16 protein-coding genes and 1 tRNA gene are annotated in these 15,494 nt (G+C 41.6%); 11 read left to right on the top strand and 6 right to left on the bottom strand.

The genetic code is table 11. From position 1 onward, the window contains the following. Positions 1 to 12 precede the first annotated feature (12 nt). Entirely contained in the window at positions 13 to 1,257 is a 1,245-nt protein-coding gene (gene mtr, locus PSI17_RS01070) for a tryptophan permease (RefSeq protein WP_273550170.1), read from the top strand. A 130-nt stretch (positions 1,258 to 1,387) separates the two neighbouring features. Next, positions 1,388 to 1,960 carry an elongation factor P-like protein YeiP gene (gene yeiP / locus PSI17_RS01065; RefSeq protein WP_273550169.1) on the top strand — a complete coding sequence of 191 codons (573 nt, stop codon included), beginning with the start codon at positions 1,388 to 1,390 and terminating at the stop codon, positions 1,958 to 1,960. A gap of 80 nt (positions 1,961 to 2,040) precedes the next feature. Here yeiP and PSI17_RS01060 read toward each other — a convergent pair whose 3' ends face one another. Together PSI17_RS01060 and PSI17_RS01055 are read right to left on the bottom strand one after the other, a co-directional pair. Beyond that, positions 2,041 to 2,367, bottom strand: a complete 327-nt coding sequence (locus PSI17_RS01060; protein WP_273550168.1) for a type 1 fimbrial protein — start codon at positions 2,365 to 2,367, stop codon at positions 2,041 to 2,043. A gap of 287 nt (positions 2,368 to 2,654) precedes the next feature. Continuing rightward, on the bottom strand, positions 2,655 to 2,972 hold the full coding sequence (locus PSI17_RS01055; RefSeq protein ID WP_273550167.1) for a type 1 fimbrial protein: 318 nt from the start codon (positions 2,970 to 2,972) through the stop codon (positions 2,655 to 2,657). A gap of 395 nt (positions 2,973 to 3,367) precedes the next feature. Here PSI17_RS01055 and PSI17_RS01050 point away from each other — a divergent pair, with 395 nt between their 5' ends. Together PSI17_RS01050 and mepS are read left to right on the top strand one after the other, a co-directional pair. Continuing rightward, positions 3,368 to 4,072, top strand: coding sequence for a phosphatase PAP2 family protein (locus tag PSI17_RS01050; RefSeq protein ID WP_273550166.1), 705 nt, complete (start codon positions 3,368 to 3,370; stop codon positions 4,070 to 4,072). 351 nt (positions 4,073 to 4,423) lie between these two features. Further along, positions 4,424 to 5,011, top strand: coding sequence for a bifunctional murein DD-endopeptidase/murein LD-carboxypeptidase (gene mepS / locus PSI17_RS01045; protein ID WP_273550165.1), 588 nt, complete (start codon positions 4,424 to 4,426; stop codon positions 5,009 to 5,011). A gap of 76 nt (positions 5,012 to 5,087) precedes the next feature. Here mepS and PSI17_RS01040 read toward each other — a convergent pair whose 3' ends face one another. The 3 genes from PSI17_RS01040 to rsuA all read right to left on the bottom strand — a co-directional run bounded on the left by PSI17_RS01040 (position 5,088) and on the right by rsuA (position 7,967). Then, positions 5,088 to 5,432 carry a YejG family protein gene (locus tag PSI17_RS01040; RefSeq protein WP_273550164.1) on the bottom strand — a complete coding sequence of 115 codons (345 nt, stop codon included), beginning with the start codon at positions 5,430 to 5,432 and terminating at the stop codon, positions 5,088 to 5,090. A gap of 604 nt (positions 5,433 to 6,036) precedes the next feature. Then, on the bottom strand, positions 6,037 to 7,227 hold the full coding sequence (locus PSI17_RS01035; RefSeq protein WP_273550163.1) for a Bcr/CflA family multidrug efflux MFS transporter: 1,191 nt from the start codon (positions 7,225 to 7,227) through the stop codon (positions 6,037 to 6,039). A gap of 32 nt (positions 7,228 to 7,259) precedes the next feature. Continuing rightward, on the bottom strand, positions 7,260 to 7,967 hold the full coding sequence (rsuA, locus tag PSI17_RS01030; protein WP_273550162.1) for a 16S rRNA pseudouridine(516) synthase RsuA: 708 nt from the start codon (positions 7,965 to 7,967) through the stop codon (positions 7,260 to 7,262). 270 nt (positions 7,968 to 8,237) lie between these two features. Here rsuA and PSI17_RS01025 point away from each other — a divergent pair, with 270 nt between their 5' ends. Next, complete coding sequence (locus PSI17_RS01025; protein WP_273550231.1) at positions 8,238 to 9,995, top strand: DEAD/DEAH box helicase; 1,758 nt, start codon at positions 8,238 to 8,240, stop codon at positions 9,993 to 9,995. A 178-nt stretch (positions 9,996 to 10,173) separates the two neighbouring features. After that, on the top strand, positions 10,174 to 10,455 hold the full coding sequence (rplY, locus tag PSI17_RS01020; protein ID WP_045971366.1) for a 50S ribosomal protein L25: 282 nt from the start codon (positions 10,174 to 10,176) through the stop codon (positions 10,453 to 10,455). A 100-nt stretch (positions 10,456 to 10,555) separates the two neighbouring features. On the opposite strand, the gene yejK is transcribed toward rplY, so the two are convergent. After that, positions 10,556 to 11,560 carry a nucleoid-associated protein YejK gene (gene yejK / locus PSI17_RS01015; RefSeq protein WP_273550161.1) on the bottom strand — a complete coding sequence of 335 codons (1,005 nt, stop codon included), beginning with the start codon at positions 11,558 to 11,560 and terminating at the stop codon, positions 10,556 to 10,558. Between the two features lie 277 nt (positions 11,561 to 11,837). On the opposite strand from yejK, the gene PSI17_RS01010 reads away from it, so the two are divergent. The 5 genes from PSI17_RS01010 (at position 11,838) to PSI17_RS00990 (ending at position 15,152) form a co-directional block, all read left to right on the top strand. Beyond that, positions 11,838 to 12,065 (top strand): YejL family protein, encoded by a 228-nt coding sequence (locus PSI17_RS01010; protein WP_273550160.1) that lies wholly within the window; start codon positions 11,838 to 11,840, stop codon positions 12,063 to 12,065. A 29-nt stretch (positions 12,066 to 12,094) separates the two neighbouring features. Beyond that, the gene (gene yejM / locus PSI17_RS01005; protein ID WP_273550159.1) at positions 12,095 to 13,834 is read left to right on the top strand and encodes an LPS biosynthesis-modulating metalloenzyme YejM; all 1,740 of its coding nucleotides are present in this window, start codon (positions 12,095 to 12,097) and stop codon (positions 13,832 to 13,834) included. A gap of 75 nt (positions 13,835 to 13,909) precedes the next feature. Continuing rightward, positions 13,910 to 13,986 (top strand) — tRNA-Pro (locus PSI17_RS01000). 567 nt (positions 13,987 to 14,553) lie between these two features. After that, positions 14,554 to 14,874, top strand: coding sequence for a type II toxin-antitoxin system RelE/ParE family toxin (locus PSI17_RS00995; RefSeq protein WP_273550158.1), 321 nt, complete (start codon positions 14,554 to 14,556; stop codon positions 14,872 to 14,874). Further along, complete coding sequence (locus tag PSI17_RS00990; protein ID WP_273550157.1) at positions 14,871 to 15,152, top strand: helix-turn-helix domain-containing protein; 282 nt, start codon at positions 14,871 to 14,873, stop codon at positions 15,150 to 15,152. The genes PSI17_RS00995 and PSI17_RS00990 overlap by 4 nt, the downstream gene beginning before the upstream one ends. Positions 15,153 to 15,494: the final 342 nt, after the last annotated feature.

Raw genomic sequence — 15,494 nt, 5'->3', positions numbered from 1 at the left:
CAGGGAGTCTATATGGCCATTGAGGTAACGCAAAATTTGAAACGCCCCTCCATATTCGGTGGCGCTATGATTATTGCCGGTACTGCTGTCGGTGCTGGTATGTTTTCCATTCCAATTGTCACATCAGGTGTCTGGTTTACCGGATCAATCATTTTGCTGCTGTATACCTGCGCATGTATGTATTTCTCTGGCCTGATGATCCTGGAAGCCAATATGAATTACCCTGCGGGTTCCAGTTTCCATACGGTCACTAAAGATTTGCTAGGCAAAGGCTGGTGTTCTCTCAATGACTTATCCATCGCCTTCGTTTTGTATATCTTAACTTATGCGTATATTTCAGCCGGCGGATCAATTCTCGCTCACAATATCGAGCATATTATTCCGCTGCCTCAATCAATATCTGGTTTATGTTTTGCGTTTATTGTCGCCTTTATTGTCTGGTTATCCACTAAAGCCGTCGATCGCTTAAGCACCATCCTGATAGGCGGTATGGTCATTACCTTTATTATATCTGTCGGTGGTATGTTTACCGAAGTGAAACCCGTCATCTTATTTGATCAGGCCAGCACCAACTCAGACTATCTGCCCTATGCTTTTATCGCCCTGCCTTATTTACTGGCCTCATTTGGTTTTCACGGTAATGTGCCGGGGCTGGTGAAGTATTACCATAAAGACAGTCAGGCTGTCACACGCAGCTTGCTATGCGGAACACTGATAACATTAGTGATTTACATTTTATGGCAGTACACCATTCAGGGAAATATTCCGCGTGAGGCCTTCAAGCAAATCATTGCGGATGGCGGTAATATTGGTAACTTACTGCAACAAATGGATAATACCTCTGACAGTACAACCATAACCCAACTCTTAAATACTTTTTCATATATGGCCTTGGCGAGTTCATTCCTGGGTGTATCATTAGGCTTGTTTGACTATCTGGCAGATTTTTTTAAATTTGACGATACACAACAAGGCCGTTTTAAAACAGCACTGATTACATTCGTTCCCCCTACGGTATTGGCACTGATTTTTCCAAACGGTTTCCTGTATGCCATCGGCTTTGCGGGTCTGGCCGCAACCATTTGGGCTGTTATTGTTCCTGCCCTGATGGCACGAGCCAGTCGTAAACGCTATCCAACTGCCAGCTACCGGGCGCCGGGCGGTAATTTTTTGATTATCTTTGTTATTCTATTCGGTTTGATAAATGCGCTGGCACACATTCTCTCTTTGTTTGATTTGCTGCCTGTTTATCGTTAATGCTTTCTGCCTGCCTCAGTATTTTTACTGGGGCATTCATTCATCTCTTGCCTAACAGGCCGACTGCGAGTAATTTTGTCGCCACTCAAATATTCATTCCACTATTTCCTTGTTGTTACGGAAGGTATCTATGGCTAAAGCCAATGAAATTAAGCGCGGCGCTGCAATCAGCTACAATGGAAAGCTATTATTAGTTAAAGACATCGATATTCAATCACCCAGTGCACGCGGCGCCAGCACGCTATATAAGATGCGTTTTACTGATATTCGTACTGGTCAGAAAGTGGAGGAACGTTTCAAAGGTGATGACATTCTTGAAACCATTACGTTAACACGCCGTGGTGTGAGTTTTTCCTATATTGATGGTGATGAATACATCTTTATGGATGACGAAGATTTCACCCCTTATCACTTTAAGAAAGACCAAATCGAAGAAGAATTGCTGTTTATTCCTGAAGAAGGTTTACCAGGGATGCAAGTCCTGACAATGGATGGACAGTTATTAGCCCTTGAATTGCCTCAAACGGTTGATATGGCCATTGAAGAAACGTCACCAGCTATCAAAGGCGCCTCAGCGAGTGCCCGCACTAAACCCGCTAAAATGAGTACAGGATTAACTATTCAGGTTCCTGAGTATTTGAGTTCAGGCGAAAAAATCCGCATTCATATTACAGAGCGTCGCTATATGGGACGTTGTGACTAATTCTTTATCCTTAAATATGAGTTGCCCTTTTGACGAAAATAACGCTCGATGCAAAGAGCAACTCATCTTCTATTATGACGTTAGAAATAATCCACATTAACAATTGCCACACGTTTTTGATCATCCGTCCACTTCACGCTGGAAACACCAATGTTACCAGGAAGCATGACTTTGCTTTTCGTTTTTTGTGTTGAAATGATTTGCTTAACCGTAAGATTTTTACCTAATCGATAGCAAGAGATATTGGCTTGAGTGTTTGCTGCTTGAGTATTTGATACAACAACTTGACATCCGGGGTCAACAATCGCACCTGAAAACCGAATTACGCCTCCTTCAGATTCGGCATATCCATAAGAAAGCCATGGAACCAATAAACAAGTAATTAACAGCTTACGATAATTTTTCATGGTTACCTCACTTTCGTTTTTCCATTAACTAAAACTCAGCTACCTTTTATTCCTTCATCTCCATAATAACTATTTCACGTGAAAAAAATACGACATTGAACGCTTTTATTGACAAATATCAAAGGCGATTTTTTAACTAAAAAATAGACACATTATTATTGTTGATTAATTAAAAAAACGGTTATTAGTCATCATTATTTGAACTAACTCACAGATAAGTTTATTGTTTTTATTTTATATTGTTTGGATAAATTAAATGAATTAATCATTATACTTTTATATAACATTTAATGATAAGTTATAGTAACAATGCCCAATTCCTTATTTTTCCCCACCCATCTTATTTCTTCTTTTCCGATATGTTTTTCAATTGATAATGGAAAGCTGCTATCTTCTTGATATTTTATAACTTTATCTTGTCTTAACTGTTTACCATTATACCAACAGACTATCTCAGTGTGGCCTTCATCCCAACTAAATTGGCATGGAGGATCAACGATAGCACCATGGAAATAAATAGAGCCTGAGCTGGAGGTTGACGGAGAATGCGCCATGACAGGATAAGATAAAGACATGAACAAAAAAGTCGTCATTTTTCGTAACATAAGCATTCAACCTCCATTACAGGTATTATTATCTTTTTTTCAACTTTAGCCTCGCGCCAATTTGAAAACCAGATAATGGTGTAACGCTTTGCTATCTATATAACGTCAAATGAGACACTTTCTTTATACTTTTTATTAATTAAATCCACAATTCGATATAATATGCTAATAAGTTAGGATATGAAGAAATCAATTGATAGTAATTTAATAATAGTCAGACATCGAAATTGCACCAAATATATATTATCGGTACTGTCATGGGGATTTAGCTATTTTTTCGATAGTATCCAATGGTGATTACGCTTTACCATAAATTTTGTTATAGTCCCTTCTCAGGTTAATTTGTCTACCAACCCCCACTTTACGTGTTAAATAACGAGCTAAATAGGTATCCCATGACTCGCAGTCACCCATTCGCTATACTTATTCTCAATATCCTTGGTATTGCCTTGTTCCTCTCATGGTACTTGCCTGAGAACCACGGCTTTTGGTTCCACATTGATTCTTCTATTTTCTATTTTTTCAACGAAAAATTGCTGCCTGACTCAAAATTTGCTCTCTTTGTCGCTGTCACAAATGTCAGGGCATTTGATGTCATATCACTTTTGTGCATGGGTCTGCTTTATTACAGTGCATTTCGCAAACAGGATTATGCAGGCAAGCGCCGGCTTTTCATGGTTGGTCTGGTGATGCTGATTTCGGCCGTTATCATTAATCAAATCGGGCATCAAATCCCCGTCAGCCGCCCAAGTCCGACACTGACCTTTGAGCATGTTAATCGCATAAACGAAATGACCAGTTGGCATACAAAAGATGCTTCCAAAAACAGTTTTCCTGGTGATCACGGATTAATGCTCTTAATTTTCAGCAGCTTTATTCTGCGTTATATCTCCCGTGGGGCATTTTGCATTGCTCTGCTGATTATGATCGCTTTTGCCCTTCCCCGCATTATGGCGGGCGCTCACTGGTTTACAGATGTTGCAGTCGGCTCTTTGTCTTTGACACTGATCGGCATGGGCTGGGTATTACTAACCCCATTAAGTGACATCATGGCAACATGGCTAGACAAAAAATTACCGCATATTAAACGCGGTAGTTAAGCTTATAATATTAAGGAGATACTGGTTATCTCCTTAATATCACACTCTATCTATCAGAACAGTATAAAATAATAATAAATCACCCTAACTCATTAGTTCTTAATCTAATTTTTTGTAAAGAACTCTTTTTGTCTCTCGCTTTTTACGCTTGATTTCAGTAATCTTTCCTGCGTCCTGTTTATTAAAATAATACGTTTTGTAAAGATACTAATAAAATGTGTTGCTTCGCACACTTCATGGACTAATAATTTGTTAATTCATCATATTTTGACTAGGCTTTAGAACATTTAGTGTTTTCATTTTTCGTGGTGGTGATAAGTCACTTCAAGGACTGCAAGGGAAAATCAATACATGGTTAAATCCAGACCAATACTGAGATACATCTTGCGGCTGATCCCCGCAGTCATAGCGGCAGCCGCCCTGACCGCATGTAGTTCACCAGATTCCAACCTACGCAATAAACAAACTGAGGCGCATGCAGTAAACACTCAAAAGCATTATTTACTGCAAGCATCTCAGGATGAATTTGAAACTCTGGTTAACAACTTAGATATTAAATCTAAAATACTTAATCAATATGCAGACTGGAAAGGTGTAGCTTATCGGCTTGGTGGGAATACCAAACGCGGTATCGATTGTTCTGCTTTTGTGCAACGTACTTTTCATGATCAGTTTGGTATGGAGTTACCACGTTCCACATCAGAACAACAGAATGTAGGACAAACCGTGAACCGCGCTAAATTGCAGGCGGGTGATCTGGTTCTGTTTAAGACGGGGCGCCGTATGCGTCATATCGGTATCTACATCGGTAATAATCAATTTGTCCATGCTTCAACCAGTAACGGGGTTATCGTTTCCAAATTGACCGATACTTACTGGAGCAAACGTTACTATGGTGCAAGACGAGTGTTATCTGGTGATATAAAAACCTCGGCATAACCGATACCGAAGACGTTTTCCCCTTGCAGACATTAAAAAACGCTTCTATTTAAGAAGCGTTTTTTAATGGGTAAAGTTATAGTGGATACAGCGCGGTTACATTTTCTGCAATTGCAGCACCTAGCGTCTTTAAACGACATATCACTGCACTCTCATCTTCCTTAGCAAAAAACAAACAGGGTTCCTCTTCCCACTCAATCACGGTACTCAGTATCTGCATATCGGCTATAGACTGATTTATAGCGTGCAAAATTTCCCGTGCTTTTTCGCCTTCATGGCTTAATAATTTCAGCCCCATTAGGCTGTTTCCTAAATCTGTTTCTTCTGCTGGTAAAATCTCAACTTTTGTACCAACAAAGCCTGCTGACCACCGATAACTTTGCGGCAGTCTATGTACTACCGAAAGTTGGATATTATTCACGCATCATTCCTATCAGAAACAACATTAATACATCTAACCACCAACGGTAAATTATCGATTCGTCAAAACCGAATAACCACCCAACCAAAAAGTAAACAAAAGGTTAAAATAAAAATCGCCTTACCGCACTTACTTCATTTCCTGATTCAAAAAAGTGCGACATGGCTCGCATTTTGTATATATTTATACTGTTTAGGTAAAAAATTCAACTTATTTTTATGCAAAACAGCAACCTTTTATTCAAAATTTATTTACATATTTGTCTTTTTCAAACGCCAATGAATGATAACGAAAATATAATCTTTTTATTTACAATGAGTTAAATAATGACAGTTCTATAACCTTCCACAGTCATAAAGCCACCATAATATATTAACAAAAAACCAACACCCAAACGCCATCTTGATGCAATCAATTAACAAACACCTACATTTGTTTGATGATTGCTCGATATTTTCTGTCTATCAGGTTAAATAACAGCATTGTTAAAAGTTCCATAAACAAAAGGCCATCCCATACTGGCAGATGACCTTTAAAAATATCTTATGTCTGGCCTTAATTACTTCTGAATCATGACTATTTCTTCGACTATTGATGATACTGATTATTTATGCGACTTACTACGTGCATAGATAATCAGCATCATTGCCAATATCACGCATAATGCCATTGAACCGACCATCGGCCAGGCATTTTCCTCAGGCAATAAAGACAAGATAGCCCCCACTGATGCGGCAATACCAAAACGGATGGTTCCCGCCAGCGAAGAAACGGTTCCGGCCATATGGGGGTAATCGTCCAATACGACAGCCATCGTGTTAGATGTAATCATGGAAATGCCGCTGATATAAATAGCAACCCCCATAACCAGAGAAACAAATCCCAAATCAAGCATAGTACTAAACAGCAACCACAATCCCATGACAAATTGGACAAATAGCCCAATATGCAACATTTTCAATGGGCCATATTTGCGAACACACTGGCTATTGATCGTTGCCATGATGAACAGGAAAATAATATTCAGCCCAAAATAATAACCAAAATGCTGCGCAGGCACACCGTTTAGCTTGATGTAAACAAATGCACCAACACTAAGAAAAGAGAACATTCCCGCAAAGGAAAAACCACTTGCCAAGATATAACATAATACCTGGCGTTGCCGGAACAGCATAACAAACTGCCTCAAGGTAGTTTGTAAGTGAAATTTCTGCCTTTTCTCTTTCGGTAACGTCTCTTTTAGAAAGAGAGCAACCAGAGCGACCGCAATGACCGCAACAATGGCAATCGACCAGAAAATAGCATGCCAGTTGAACCATACCATCAACATCCCACCTAACATGGGAGCCAATAAGGGCGCGATTATCATCACTAATGTCACAAAAGACATGCTGCGGGAAAATTCCTCTTTTGTGAAACTGTCACGCATCAGGGCATTGATGACAACACTGGCAGCCGCAGCAGAAAATCCATGCAAGAAACGCATGGCAATAAAAGTATCAATATCTTGCGCCAAAGCACACGCAGCAGAAGAGATAGTAAAAACAATGACACCGCCCAAAATGACGGGTTTACGACCCAGACTATCCGACATTGGCCCATAAACCATTTGACCAATAGCAAAGCCCAAAATATAGCTGCTCAACGTCATTTGGACCAAACCATCACTGACGCCGAAATTCTCAGCAATCGTTGGCATACTCGGCAAATACATATCAATTGCCAATGGCATTAACATAGAAAGCAAACCAAGGATTAACACTAATCCCAAATAGGACAAACGCTGTTGTTGCACGCAGTTACTCCTGAATCAATTAAAAGATAAAATTAAGGTGTCGGAATTTGTATGCCATTGATTTCACTATCAGTCAGCGCTCGATATTCTCCTGGCTCCAATGCTGGGTCGAGATAAATTTCGCCGATCCGCTCCCGGTGAAGTGCAACAACATGATTTCCTACTGCGGCAAACATCCGTTTTACTTGATGATAACGTCCTTCACTGATGGTCAGACGAACACGTTGAGGCTCGATAATTTCCAGTTGTGCGGGTTTTGTCAGCGTTTTCTCTCCATTTAACGCCACTCCCGCCAGGAATTTTTGCTCAGTATCCCCAGAGACGGGATGTTCCAATGTCACAAGATAGGTTTTTTCGCAGTGATGTTTGGGGGAGGTAATACGGTGTGACCATTGACCATCATCAGTCAACAAAACCAACCCTGTCGTGTCGATATCCAAACGCCCTGCAGAATGTAATTTATGGGCAACAGGCTCATCGATAAAATACAAAATGGTCGGGTTTGACGGATCATCTGTCGAACAGACATATCCCTGAGGCTTATTCAGCATAAAATAACGCGGGCCATTCAATTGTTGCAATATTGTGCCATCATAGGCGACTTGCTGATCGGACTTTAATTTATAGGCTCCCGTTTTGATGATTTCATCATCGACAGTTACTCGCCCTGTCCGCAACTCACGCCCCACATAGTTGCGGCTAATACCTAATTGTTGTGATAAAAATTTATCCAATCGCATGAATAGATGTACCTGACAAAAATAAACACATATGAATGTGTCCTTGATATTGCAAACAATTTCAAGGCCACTATTGGGATACAAGATTAAGCAGATAATTTATAGAAAAATCATCACCTCAGTCACTATAGCAATAATAAGCAACACGTTATAGCCCATCTAATCCTAGAAAAGTAATGCCAGGTTATTTCCCAACGGCAGGGTTAAATGAAAAATGTTATTCTCTGCACTCATTATCTTTTACCTGATATTTGTGACAGTAACATAAAAATGGCTTTTACTTTACGTCCTTATCAACAAGAAGCGGTAGACGCAACCATTCGCTATTTTCGCCAGCATAGCGATCCTGCTGTTATTGTTTTGCCAACCGGTGCAGGTAAAAGCCTTGTCATCGCTGAATTGGCAAAGCTGGCTCATGGCCGCGTTTTAGTGCTGGCACATGTCAAAGAACTCGTTGCGCAGAACCACAGCAAATATTGTGCTTATGGGTTGAATGCAGACATTTTTTCCGCAGGGCTGAATCAAAAACAGAGTGAAGGAAAAGTGGTTTTTGGCAGCATTCAGTCCATTGCCCGCAATCTGGATTGCTTTGATCACCATTTTTCACTGCTAATCATTGATGAATGCCATCGCATCAGCGATGCTGAAGACAGCCAGTACCAACAAATCATTCAACAGCTCCGAAAAAACAATCCCAAAATCCGCATCTTGGGTTTAACCGCAACACCTTATCGCCTCGGCTCTGGCTGGATATATCAATATCATTATCATGGCATGATCCGCGGTGATGAACGCCGTTTTTTTCGTGATTGTATTTATGAACTGCCATTGCGTTATATGATTAAACATCATTTTCTGGTTTCCCCAGAAAGACTGGACATGCCTGTCATGCAATATGATTTCAGTCAGGTACGTACCAGTCAGCAAGGGATATTCAATGAAACAGAGTTAAACCGAGAAATAAAACGGCAAAAGCGCATCACGCCTCATATTATTAGGCAGATCGTTGAATATGCACAAAATCGAAAAGGTGTGATGATTTTCGCTGCGACGGTCGAACATGCCAAAGAAATTTCCCAATTGCTGCCCTCAGAGCAAACTGCGTTAGTCAGCGCAGATACCCCCACATCTGAACGGGATCGCTTAATTACGGCATTCAAACAACAGCGACTCCGCTTTATGGTCAATGTGGCCGTACTCACAACCGGATTCGATGCGCCTCACGTTGATTTAATCGCCATATTGCGCCCTACAGAATCCGTCAGCCTTTATCAACAGATCGTCGGGCGCGGCTTACGTTTATTTCCTGACAAAAAAAATTGCCTGATCCTGGATTATGCTGGCAATCCTCACGATCTTTACACACCTGAAGTGGGTAGCAGCAAACCCAACTCACAAAACCAGCCAGTACAAGTATTTTGTCCTATCTGCCAATTCGCCAATACTTTTTGGGGAACATGCACTACAGATGGCGAGATCATTGAGCATTTCGGGCGCCGCTGCCAAGGCTGGGAGATAGACGAAAATGGAAAACGTCAACAATGTGATTTTCGTTTTCGTTTTAAATCATGCCCCCATTGTGGGGCAGAAAACGATATCGCAGCCCGGCGCTGCCACCGTTGTGAAGAAGTGCTGGTTGACCCCGATGATATGCTAAAGGCGGCCTTGAGATTAAAAGATGCACTGGTGTTACGGTGTGGCGGCATGCAGCTAACACCAGGTCACGATAATAAAGGAGAATGGCTAAAAATCACCTATTACGATGAAGATGGGGCGGACGTATCAGAGTTATTTCGTTTATCTACCCCAGCCCAAAAGAAAGTCTTTGAATTACAATTTCTTCGTCAGCATCAACGTGCGCCAGGCACTGTTCTTCGTTGGAAAACAGCGGCTGATATGGCCAATCAACGGCCTTTATTACGTCATCCTGATTTTGTTGTCGCGCGTAAAAAAGGGCAATTCTGGCAGATTCGAGAAAAAATTTTTGACTATCAAGGACGATTTAGACGCGCTGATGATCTGGACTAAATATGCCGGATAGACCGCCCATGCAGCAACCGGAAAATATATTTATATTTGCCGTCATATCGGTTTTTCGTTAGAATGCCGCCCGCTTAACGTAATAACTCATGTTAAGCCAAATATCGAACCTGCTGCTGGGTCGCCTGTAGCAGGATTTATTTTCTTCTTTTACAGAGAAAAAATAATGTTAACTATTAATGCAGAAGTACGTAAAGAGCAGGGCAAGGGTGCGAGCCGCCGCCTGCGCAGAGCTAACAAGTTTCCAGCGATTATCTACGGTGGTAACCAAGAACCAGTTTCTATCGAACTGGATCACGATGCAGTTATCAACCACGAAAGTAAGCCAGAATTTTACGAAGTTCTGACTCTGGTTGTTGATGGTAAAGAAACTAACGTTAAAGTGCAGGCAGTACAGCGTCATCCGTTTAAACCTAAACTGACGCACATCGATTTCCTGCGCGCTTAATTAGCCACAGTCGAGCTTTTATCGGGACGCCGAGTAAATAACGCCGCTTTTGCGGCGTTATTTATTTCTACCATGCCGTAGTTTCTTCACGGCTAGCCGTTTAGCCCTTACCACCATGACGTTGCAATTGGTCACGCAGATTCGGTGGTGTGCCTTTAATCGTCAACGTATCTGTTACCGGGTCCCAAAAAATTCGTTCTCCCATCAGCATGGCATCAAAGTTGATGGTTAACCCGCCCCCACTGCCGACAAATTTGGTCAGTTGACGCAATGTTCCGCGATCGGCCGGAAAACTTTCTGCCAATTCATAGCCCTTTTCCTGCGAAAATTGCTGAAAATTTTGCTCTGCCAATGCAGGCAATTCTTGGGACAGCTCTTGCAGCTTAATTTCCTCGCCTGCCTGTAACTGCTCATTACAGTAGCCGTAAACTTGCTGACGATAAGCCTGACGTTCATTTTTACCCAACTGTGCCGACTCACAATAATCGTCCAAAGCCTGCAACAAACCTTTATTTTGCACTTTGGCATTCATGCCTTCGCTCGCGGCAAGGAAATCCATAAAAAAGTCCGAAACCTTGCGCCCTACCCGTCCTTTTAAAAATGTCAGGTAACGACTGGATTCAGGATTGGTTTCCCATTCAGTCAGATCGATTCTTGCAATAATATCAGCATGAGGAATATCAAGATATTGCGTTGTATTGACATCGAGTTCATCATTGACAGATGTGCTGTTACAACTATTCAGCACGGCAATCAGCAAATATTCCACGGCGAGATAGCGATATTGGCAAAACAGTACCGTTCCCCCTTCCGCAAACGGATATTTTGCCAACTCATCTTTCAAGCGAACCGTTGCAGCCCGACTAAAACCGAGAAAATCTTCATCTCCTTTACGCAAATGACGGAGAGATCCCGCCAGCTCACTTTCCTCATTAAACAAACCGTAAGCCTTACTTTTTGCGCTATATACGCGATGCAACTCTGCCATCATATACTCAACCACTTGATTGGTATCCAGCAAAGCATCACGTAAAATCACTTCCAAGGTTTGTTCATCACGTTTAATCAACCGATGTAACGCGAACTGGGTAATTTCCAGACTCATTATTTATACTCCTTTTGCAGCTTTGCCCATATAGGGCGGCGCGGTTAACGGCGTATTCAAACATCGTTGCCTTCCTGCCGCAACCAAAAACCAAAATGATTAAAAAGCACCCATTATTTAGCAACCAACATTCAACATCACAAAGATTAAAATGATGCAGCCTATTCAATATTGGCAACAACTCCGGCAGCAAGGAATTAATTTGTCATAAAAAAGCAGAAAATCCCCTCTCTATACGGTAAGATATGGGGCTTTGTACATTCAGGATATTTGATTTATGCCACAGTCATCTCGCTATAGCGATGAAAAAGTTGAACATTTATTAACTGAATTAGTAAATGTTTTCGAGAAAGACCATACTCCAACTGACCTGACCTTGATGGTTTTGGGTAATATGGTAACGAATTTAATCAATACGAGTATTGCGCCAGCACAACGCAAACATATTGCAGACTCGTTTGCACACGCGTTACAGTCTTCAATCAAAGAAGATAAAGCGCATTAATCTTCATTAATACCTTGACGTAAAGAAATATGGTGACTAGCTGTCAGCATTATCGCGAAAAAGTTTCTCTGATGATCAGTTGGGGGCACTGGTTCGCACTGTTCAACATTATGTTCAGTCTTGTGCTGGGCAGTCGCTATTTATTTGCGTCTGACTGGCCGGGTTCACTGTTTGGTCGCGTCTACGCGCTGGTCAGTTGGCTCGGCCATTTCAGTTTCATTGTCTTTGCCATCTACTTACTTATTTTATTTCCGCTGACATTTATTGTTATGTCTCAGCGGCTAATGAGATTTCTTTCAGCCACATTGGCAACAGCGGGCTTAACACTGCTGATATTTGATTCTTCCGTCTATGTCCGCTTTCACCTGCATTTAACCCCGTTGGTTTGGGATTTAGTCACCAACCCAGAACAGGGCGAGTTAGCCAGGGAATGGCAACTGATGTTCATCTGTATTCCATTGATTTTCCTGATACAGATGCTTTTTGGCACATGGAGTTGGCAAAAGTTACGCAGTTTAAATCGTCAACGATTTGGTAAGCCGCTGGCAACCGTCTTTATTACTGCTTTTGTCGCTTCACACCTGATGTACATCTGGGCGGATGCCAATTTTTATCGTCCGATTACCATGCAGCGCTCAAACTTGCCAATTTCTTATCCGATGACTGCCCGCAAGTTCCTTGAAAAACATGGCCTGCTGGATCATCAAGAATTTCAACGCCGCATTAACCAACAAGGCAACCCCACAGCCTTGAGTGTCAATTATCCACTGAATAACTTATCTTATCGGGATACCGGGCGTGGCTATAACTTACTTCTGCTTGTCGTGGACGGATTGGATAATCAAGACATTAGCCATGGTATGCCGACTCTGGAAAACTTTGCGAAGAATAATATCCAGTTCACTCAACATTTCAGCACAGGCATTCAAAACGATACTGCACTGTTTGGTTTATTCTATGGCATATCATCGGGTTATCTGGACGGCATTCTTAACGCCAGGAAATCATCTGCACTGATCGATTCCCTGACACACCAAGGGTATCAGTTTGTCCTCTTCTCTTCAGATGGATTCCAAACACCACTTTATCGCCAGGCCATCCTGACCGACTATTCATTGCCGAAGGCTAAAAGACAAAACGATAACGTCACTGTCGCGCAATGGAGCCAGTGGCTGGATCTGCGCAATGGCTCCACCCCGTGGTTTTCATTTCTCGATATCAATGGTCTTGCACCTTCCTCCGGCAAATTTGACAAGAAAGCGCTGGATACTGAAATTAGCCATGTTTTAGACGTCCTGAAAAATAAAGGCGTACTGGATAAAACGATCATTGTGATTACAGCCAAGCAGAGTAAAGAAACAACCGATAACAGCGCAAAATGGTTTACCGATGATAAATTCAACCGTGAACAACTCCATGTTCCCCTGCTAATCCAGTGGCCGGGCACCCCGGCACAAACTATCGATAAGTTGACCAGCCATCAAGATATCATGACAACCTTGATGCGCCGTTTATTACACGTCACTAATTCTCCAGACGATTACTCACAGGGCGAAGATCTCTTTAATGCTCAAAGAGAAAACCCATGGCTCATTACGGGTGATAATGGTTCATTAATTGTCACGACGACGAATAATACCCTCTATATTTCCAAAGATGGGGAATATCATCTGTATGATTTAGAGGGCAATGAAGTTCAGGGAGCCAAAGCAAACCTTGCCCAATTATTACAGATATTAACGGAAGTAAAACGCTTTATAGCAAACTAATTGTTTAAAAATCAAGCGCTCACTAAATTAGGGGGTTGCTTTGCAAATAAAAAACGGTAATATAAGGGAAGTCGTCGGCATGTAGCGCAGCCTGGTAGCGCACCGTCATGGGGTGTCGGGGGTCGTAGGTTCAAATCCTATCATGCCGACCAAAATACCTTAGAAAAACCAACCTGTTAGGGTTGGTTTTTTTATGCCTTGAATTTGCTCATGGTAAAATGATGGTAAAATGGCCGACAGAAAGTGGCAGAGGCGTGCTAACTTTGAGTGGGATTTTGCTGTTGACTAACGACGCGTGAAACTTCTTTTTTCTGGCTGATTTTCTCGGTGATTTCTACTTGAAACCCATTAGAGTAATTGGTTGCTTTCCATTCTCTTAAGATCTTTTCTTCTTGGACATGTTCCTGACTTTAATATTACGCTGGAGCTGAAGGAGCTTGTTGCCCCCTCTGACAGCATTGGGGATATTGATTACTCACATAAAACAGAGTCGTTTTGTAAATAAATTGATTGCCATATTTATCGGCGCTCACACGTCCCACCTTACCGAAAGTTACCTATGGTTGCTTGTGGTTATGTTACGACACCTGTCCCAAATGCATCCCACTCAGTTGACTCAATAGTATCTATCATATATGATAAGTCATATCTTATCACAAATGATAAGGTAATATTGAATCTCGAACACCTATCATATATGATAATTACAAAAGGCAGACATGAGCTGGAATATTGATTTTTACCACGGAGTAATAGATAGCATTCTGGATATGCCCCCTAAGATTCAAGCAAGAATGCTAAAACTGCTCGAATTAATGGAACAGCATGGTGCTAACCTTGGATCTCCACATACTGAACCTATGGGTAATGGTTTGTTTGAGCTACGAGCAAAAGCACAGGAAGGCATTGGTCGAGGCTTATTCTGTTACCTTGATGGCTCGAACATCTACATTCTCCATGCTTTTGTTAAGAAGAGCCAAAAAACACCTAAGAAAGATTTAGACTTAGCCAAAAGCCGCATGAAAGAGGTGAAAAAATGAGTCAACTACAAGCTCTTAAAGCTAAAGCATTACAAAACCCAGACGTGAAACAGGCTTATGATGAATTGAATGATGAATTCGAACTCATCAACACATTGCTGAGTATGCGCACTGAGGCGAAATTAACTCAACAGCAAGTTGCAGACCGAATGGGAACTAAAGAAAGTAACATTTCCCGACTGGAAAAAGGAAGAAGTAACCCAACTTTAAGCACACTGGTAAATTATGCAAAAGCCTGTGGTTTCCAGCTCGATTTCAGCTATCGGCGCAATAGTTAATTATGTGATAAATAAGTTCCAACCCGTTGTTGTTGTTCAGGGGAAGGGATACCACTACGCCCACCCCACCAATGATGCAATGGTTCACTGACTATGTTGGCGGGATATCGGGGGATCTAAATACCTTTTCAAAATGATAGGAGTATTCCTGACTCCGCGCGGTGCATAGAGTCAGGAAGCACCACATGTTGAGACTCTCACTATTATGAAAAGGTATTTAGCTTCACCCAAACTAAAGCGTGATTGAGTAGGTTAGGATAGTTATAATCAAAATATAAGGTTAATAGCTAGTGGTACATTCTTCATTTGACATCCATATTAAATGTGCTTGAAGGCCGTGGG

The sequence above is a fragment of the Xenorhabdus sp. IM139775 genome, assembly GCF_028598745.1.
Lineage (GTDB): Bacteria > Pseudomonadota > Gammaproteobacteria > Enterobacterales > Enterobacteriaceae > Xenorhabdus.
The sequence above is the reverse complement of the archived record's forward strand: the minus strand, read 5'-3'. Positions and strand labels throughout refer to the sequence as shown.

What these genes read in the sequence shown, in the direction of transcription:
- mtr (WP_273550170.1), top strand. Translation starts at nt 13, where the DNA reads ATGGCCATTGAGGTAACGCAAAATTTGAAACGCCCCTCCATATTCGGT.
- yeiP (WP_273550169.1), top strand. Translation starts at nt 1,388, where the DNA reads ATGGCTAAAGCCAATGAAATTAAGCGCGGCGCTGCAATCAGCTACAAT.
- PSI17_RS01060 (WP_273550168.1), bottom strand. Translation starts at nt 2,367, where the DNA reads ATGAAAAATTATCGTAAGCTGTTAATTACTTGTTTATTGGTTCCATGG.
- PSI17_RS01055 (WP_273550167.1), bottom strand. Translation starts at nt 2,972, where the DNA reads ATGTTACGAAAAATGACGACTTTTTTGTTCATGTCTTTATCTTATCCT.
- PSI17_RS01050 (WP_273550166.1), top strand. Translation starts at nt 3,368, where the DNA reads ATGACTCGCAGTCACCCATTCGCTATACTTATTCTCAATATCCTTGGT.
- mepS (WP_273550165.1), top strand. Translation starts at nt 4,424, where the DNA reads ATGGTTAAATCCAGACCAATACTGAGATACATCTTGCGGCTGATCCCC.
- rsuA (WP_273550162.1), bottom strand. Translation starts at nt 7,967, where the DNA reads ATGCGATTGGATAAATTTTTATCACAACAATTAGGTATTAGCCGCAAC.
- PSI17_RS01025 (WP_273550231.1), top strand. Translation starts at nt 8,238, where the DNA reads ATGGCTTTTACTTTACGTCCTTATCAACAAGAAGCGGTAGACGCAACC.
- rplY (WP_045971366.1), top strand. Translation starts at nt 10,174, where the DNA reads ATGTTAACTATTAATGCAGAAGTACGTAAAGAGCAGGGCAAGGGTGCG.
- yejK (WP_273550161.1), bottom strand. Translation starts at nt 11,560, where the DNA reads ATGAGTCTGGAAATTACCCAGTTCGCGTTACATCGGTTGATTAAACGT.
- PSI17_RS01010 (WP_273550160.1), top strand. Translation starts at nt 11,838, where the DNA reads ATGCCACAGTCATCTCGCTATAGCGATGAAAAAGTTGAACATTTATTA.
- yejM (WP_273550159.1), top strand. Translation starts at nt 12,095, where the DNA reads ATGGTGACTAGCTGTCAGCATTATCGCGAAAAAGTTTCTCTGATGATC.
- PSI17_RS00995 (WP_273550158.1), top strand. Translation starts at nt 14,554, where the DNA reads ATGAGCTGGAATATTGATTTTTACCACGGAGTAATAGATAGCATTCTG.
- PSI17_RS00990 (WP_273550157.1), top strand. Translation starts at nt 14,871, where the DNA reads ATGAGTCAACTACAAGCTCTTAAAGCTAAAGCATTACAAAACCCAGAC.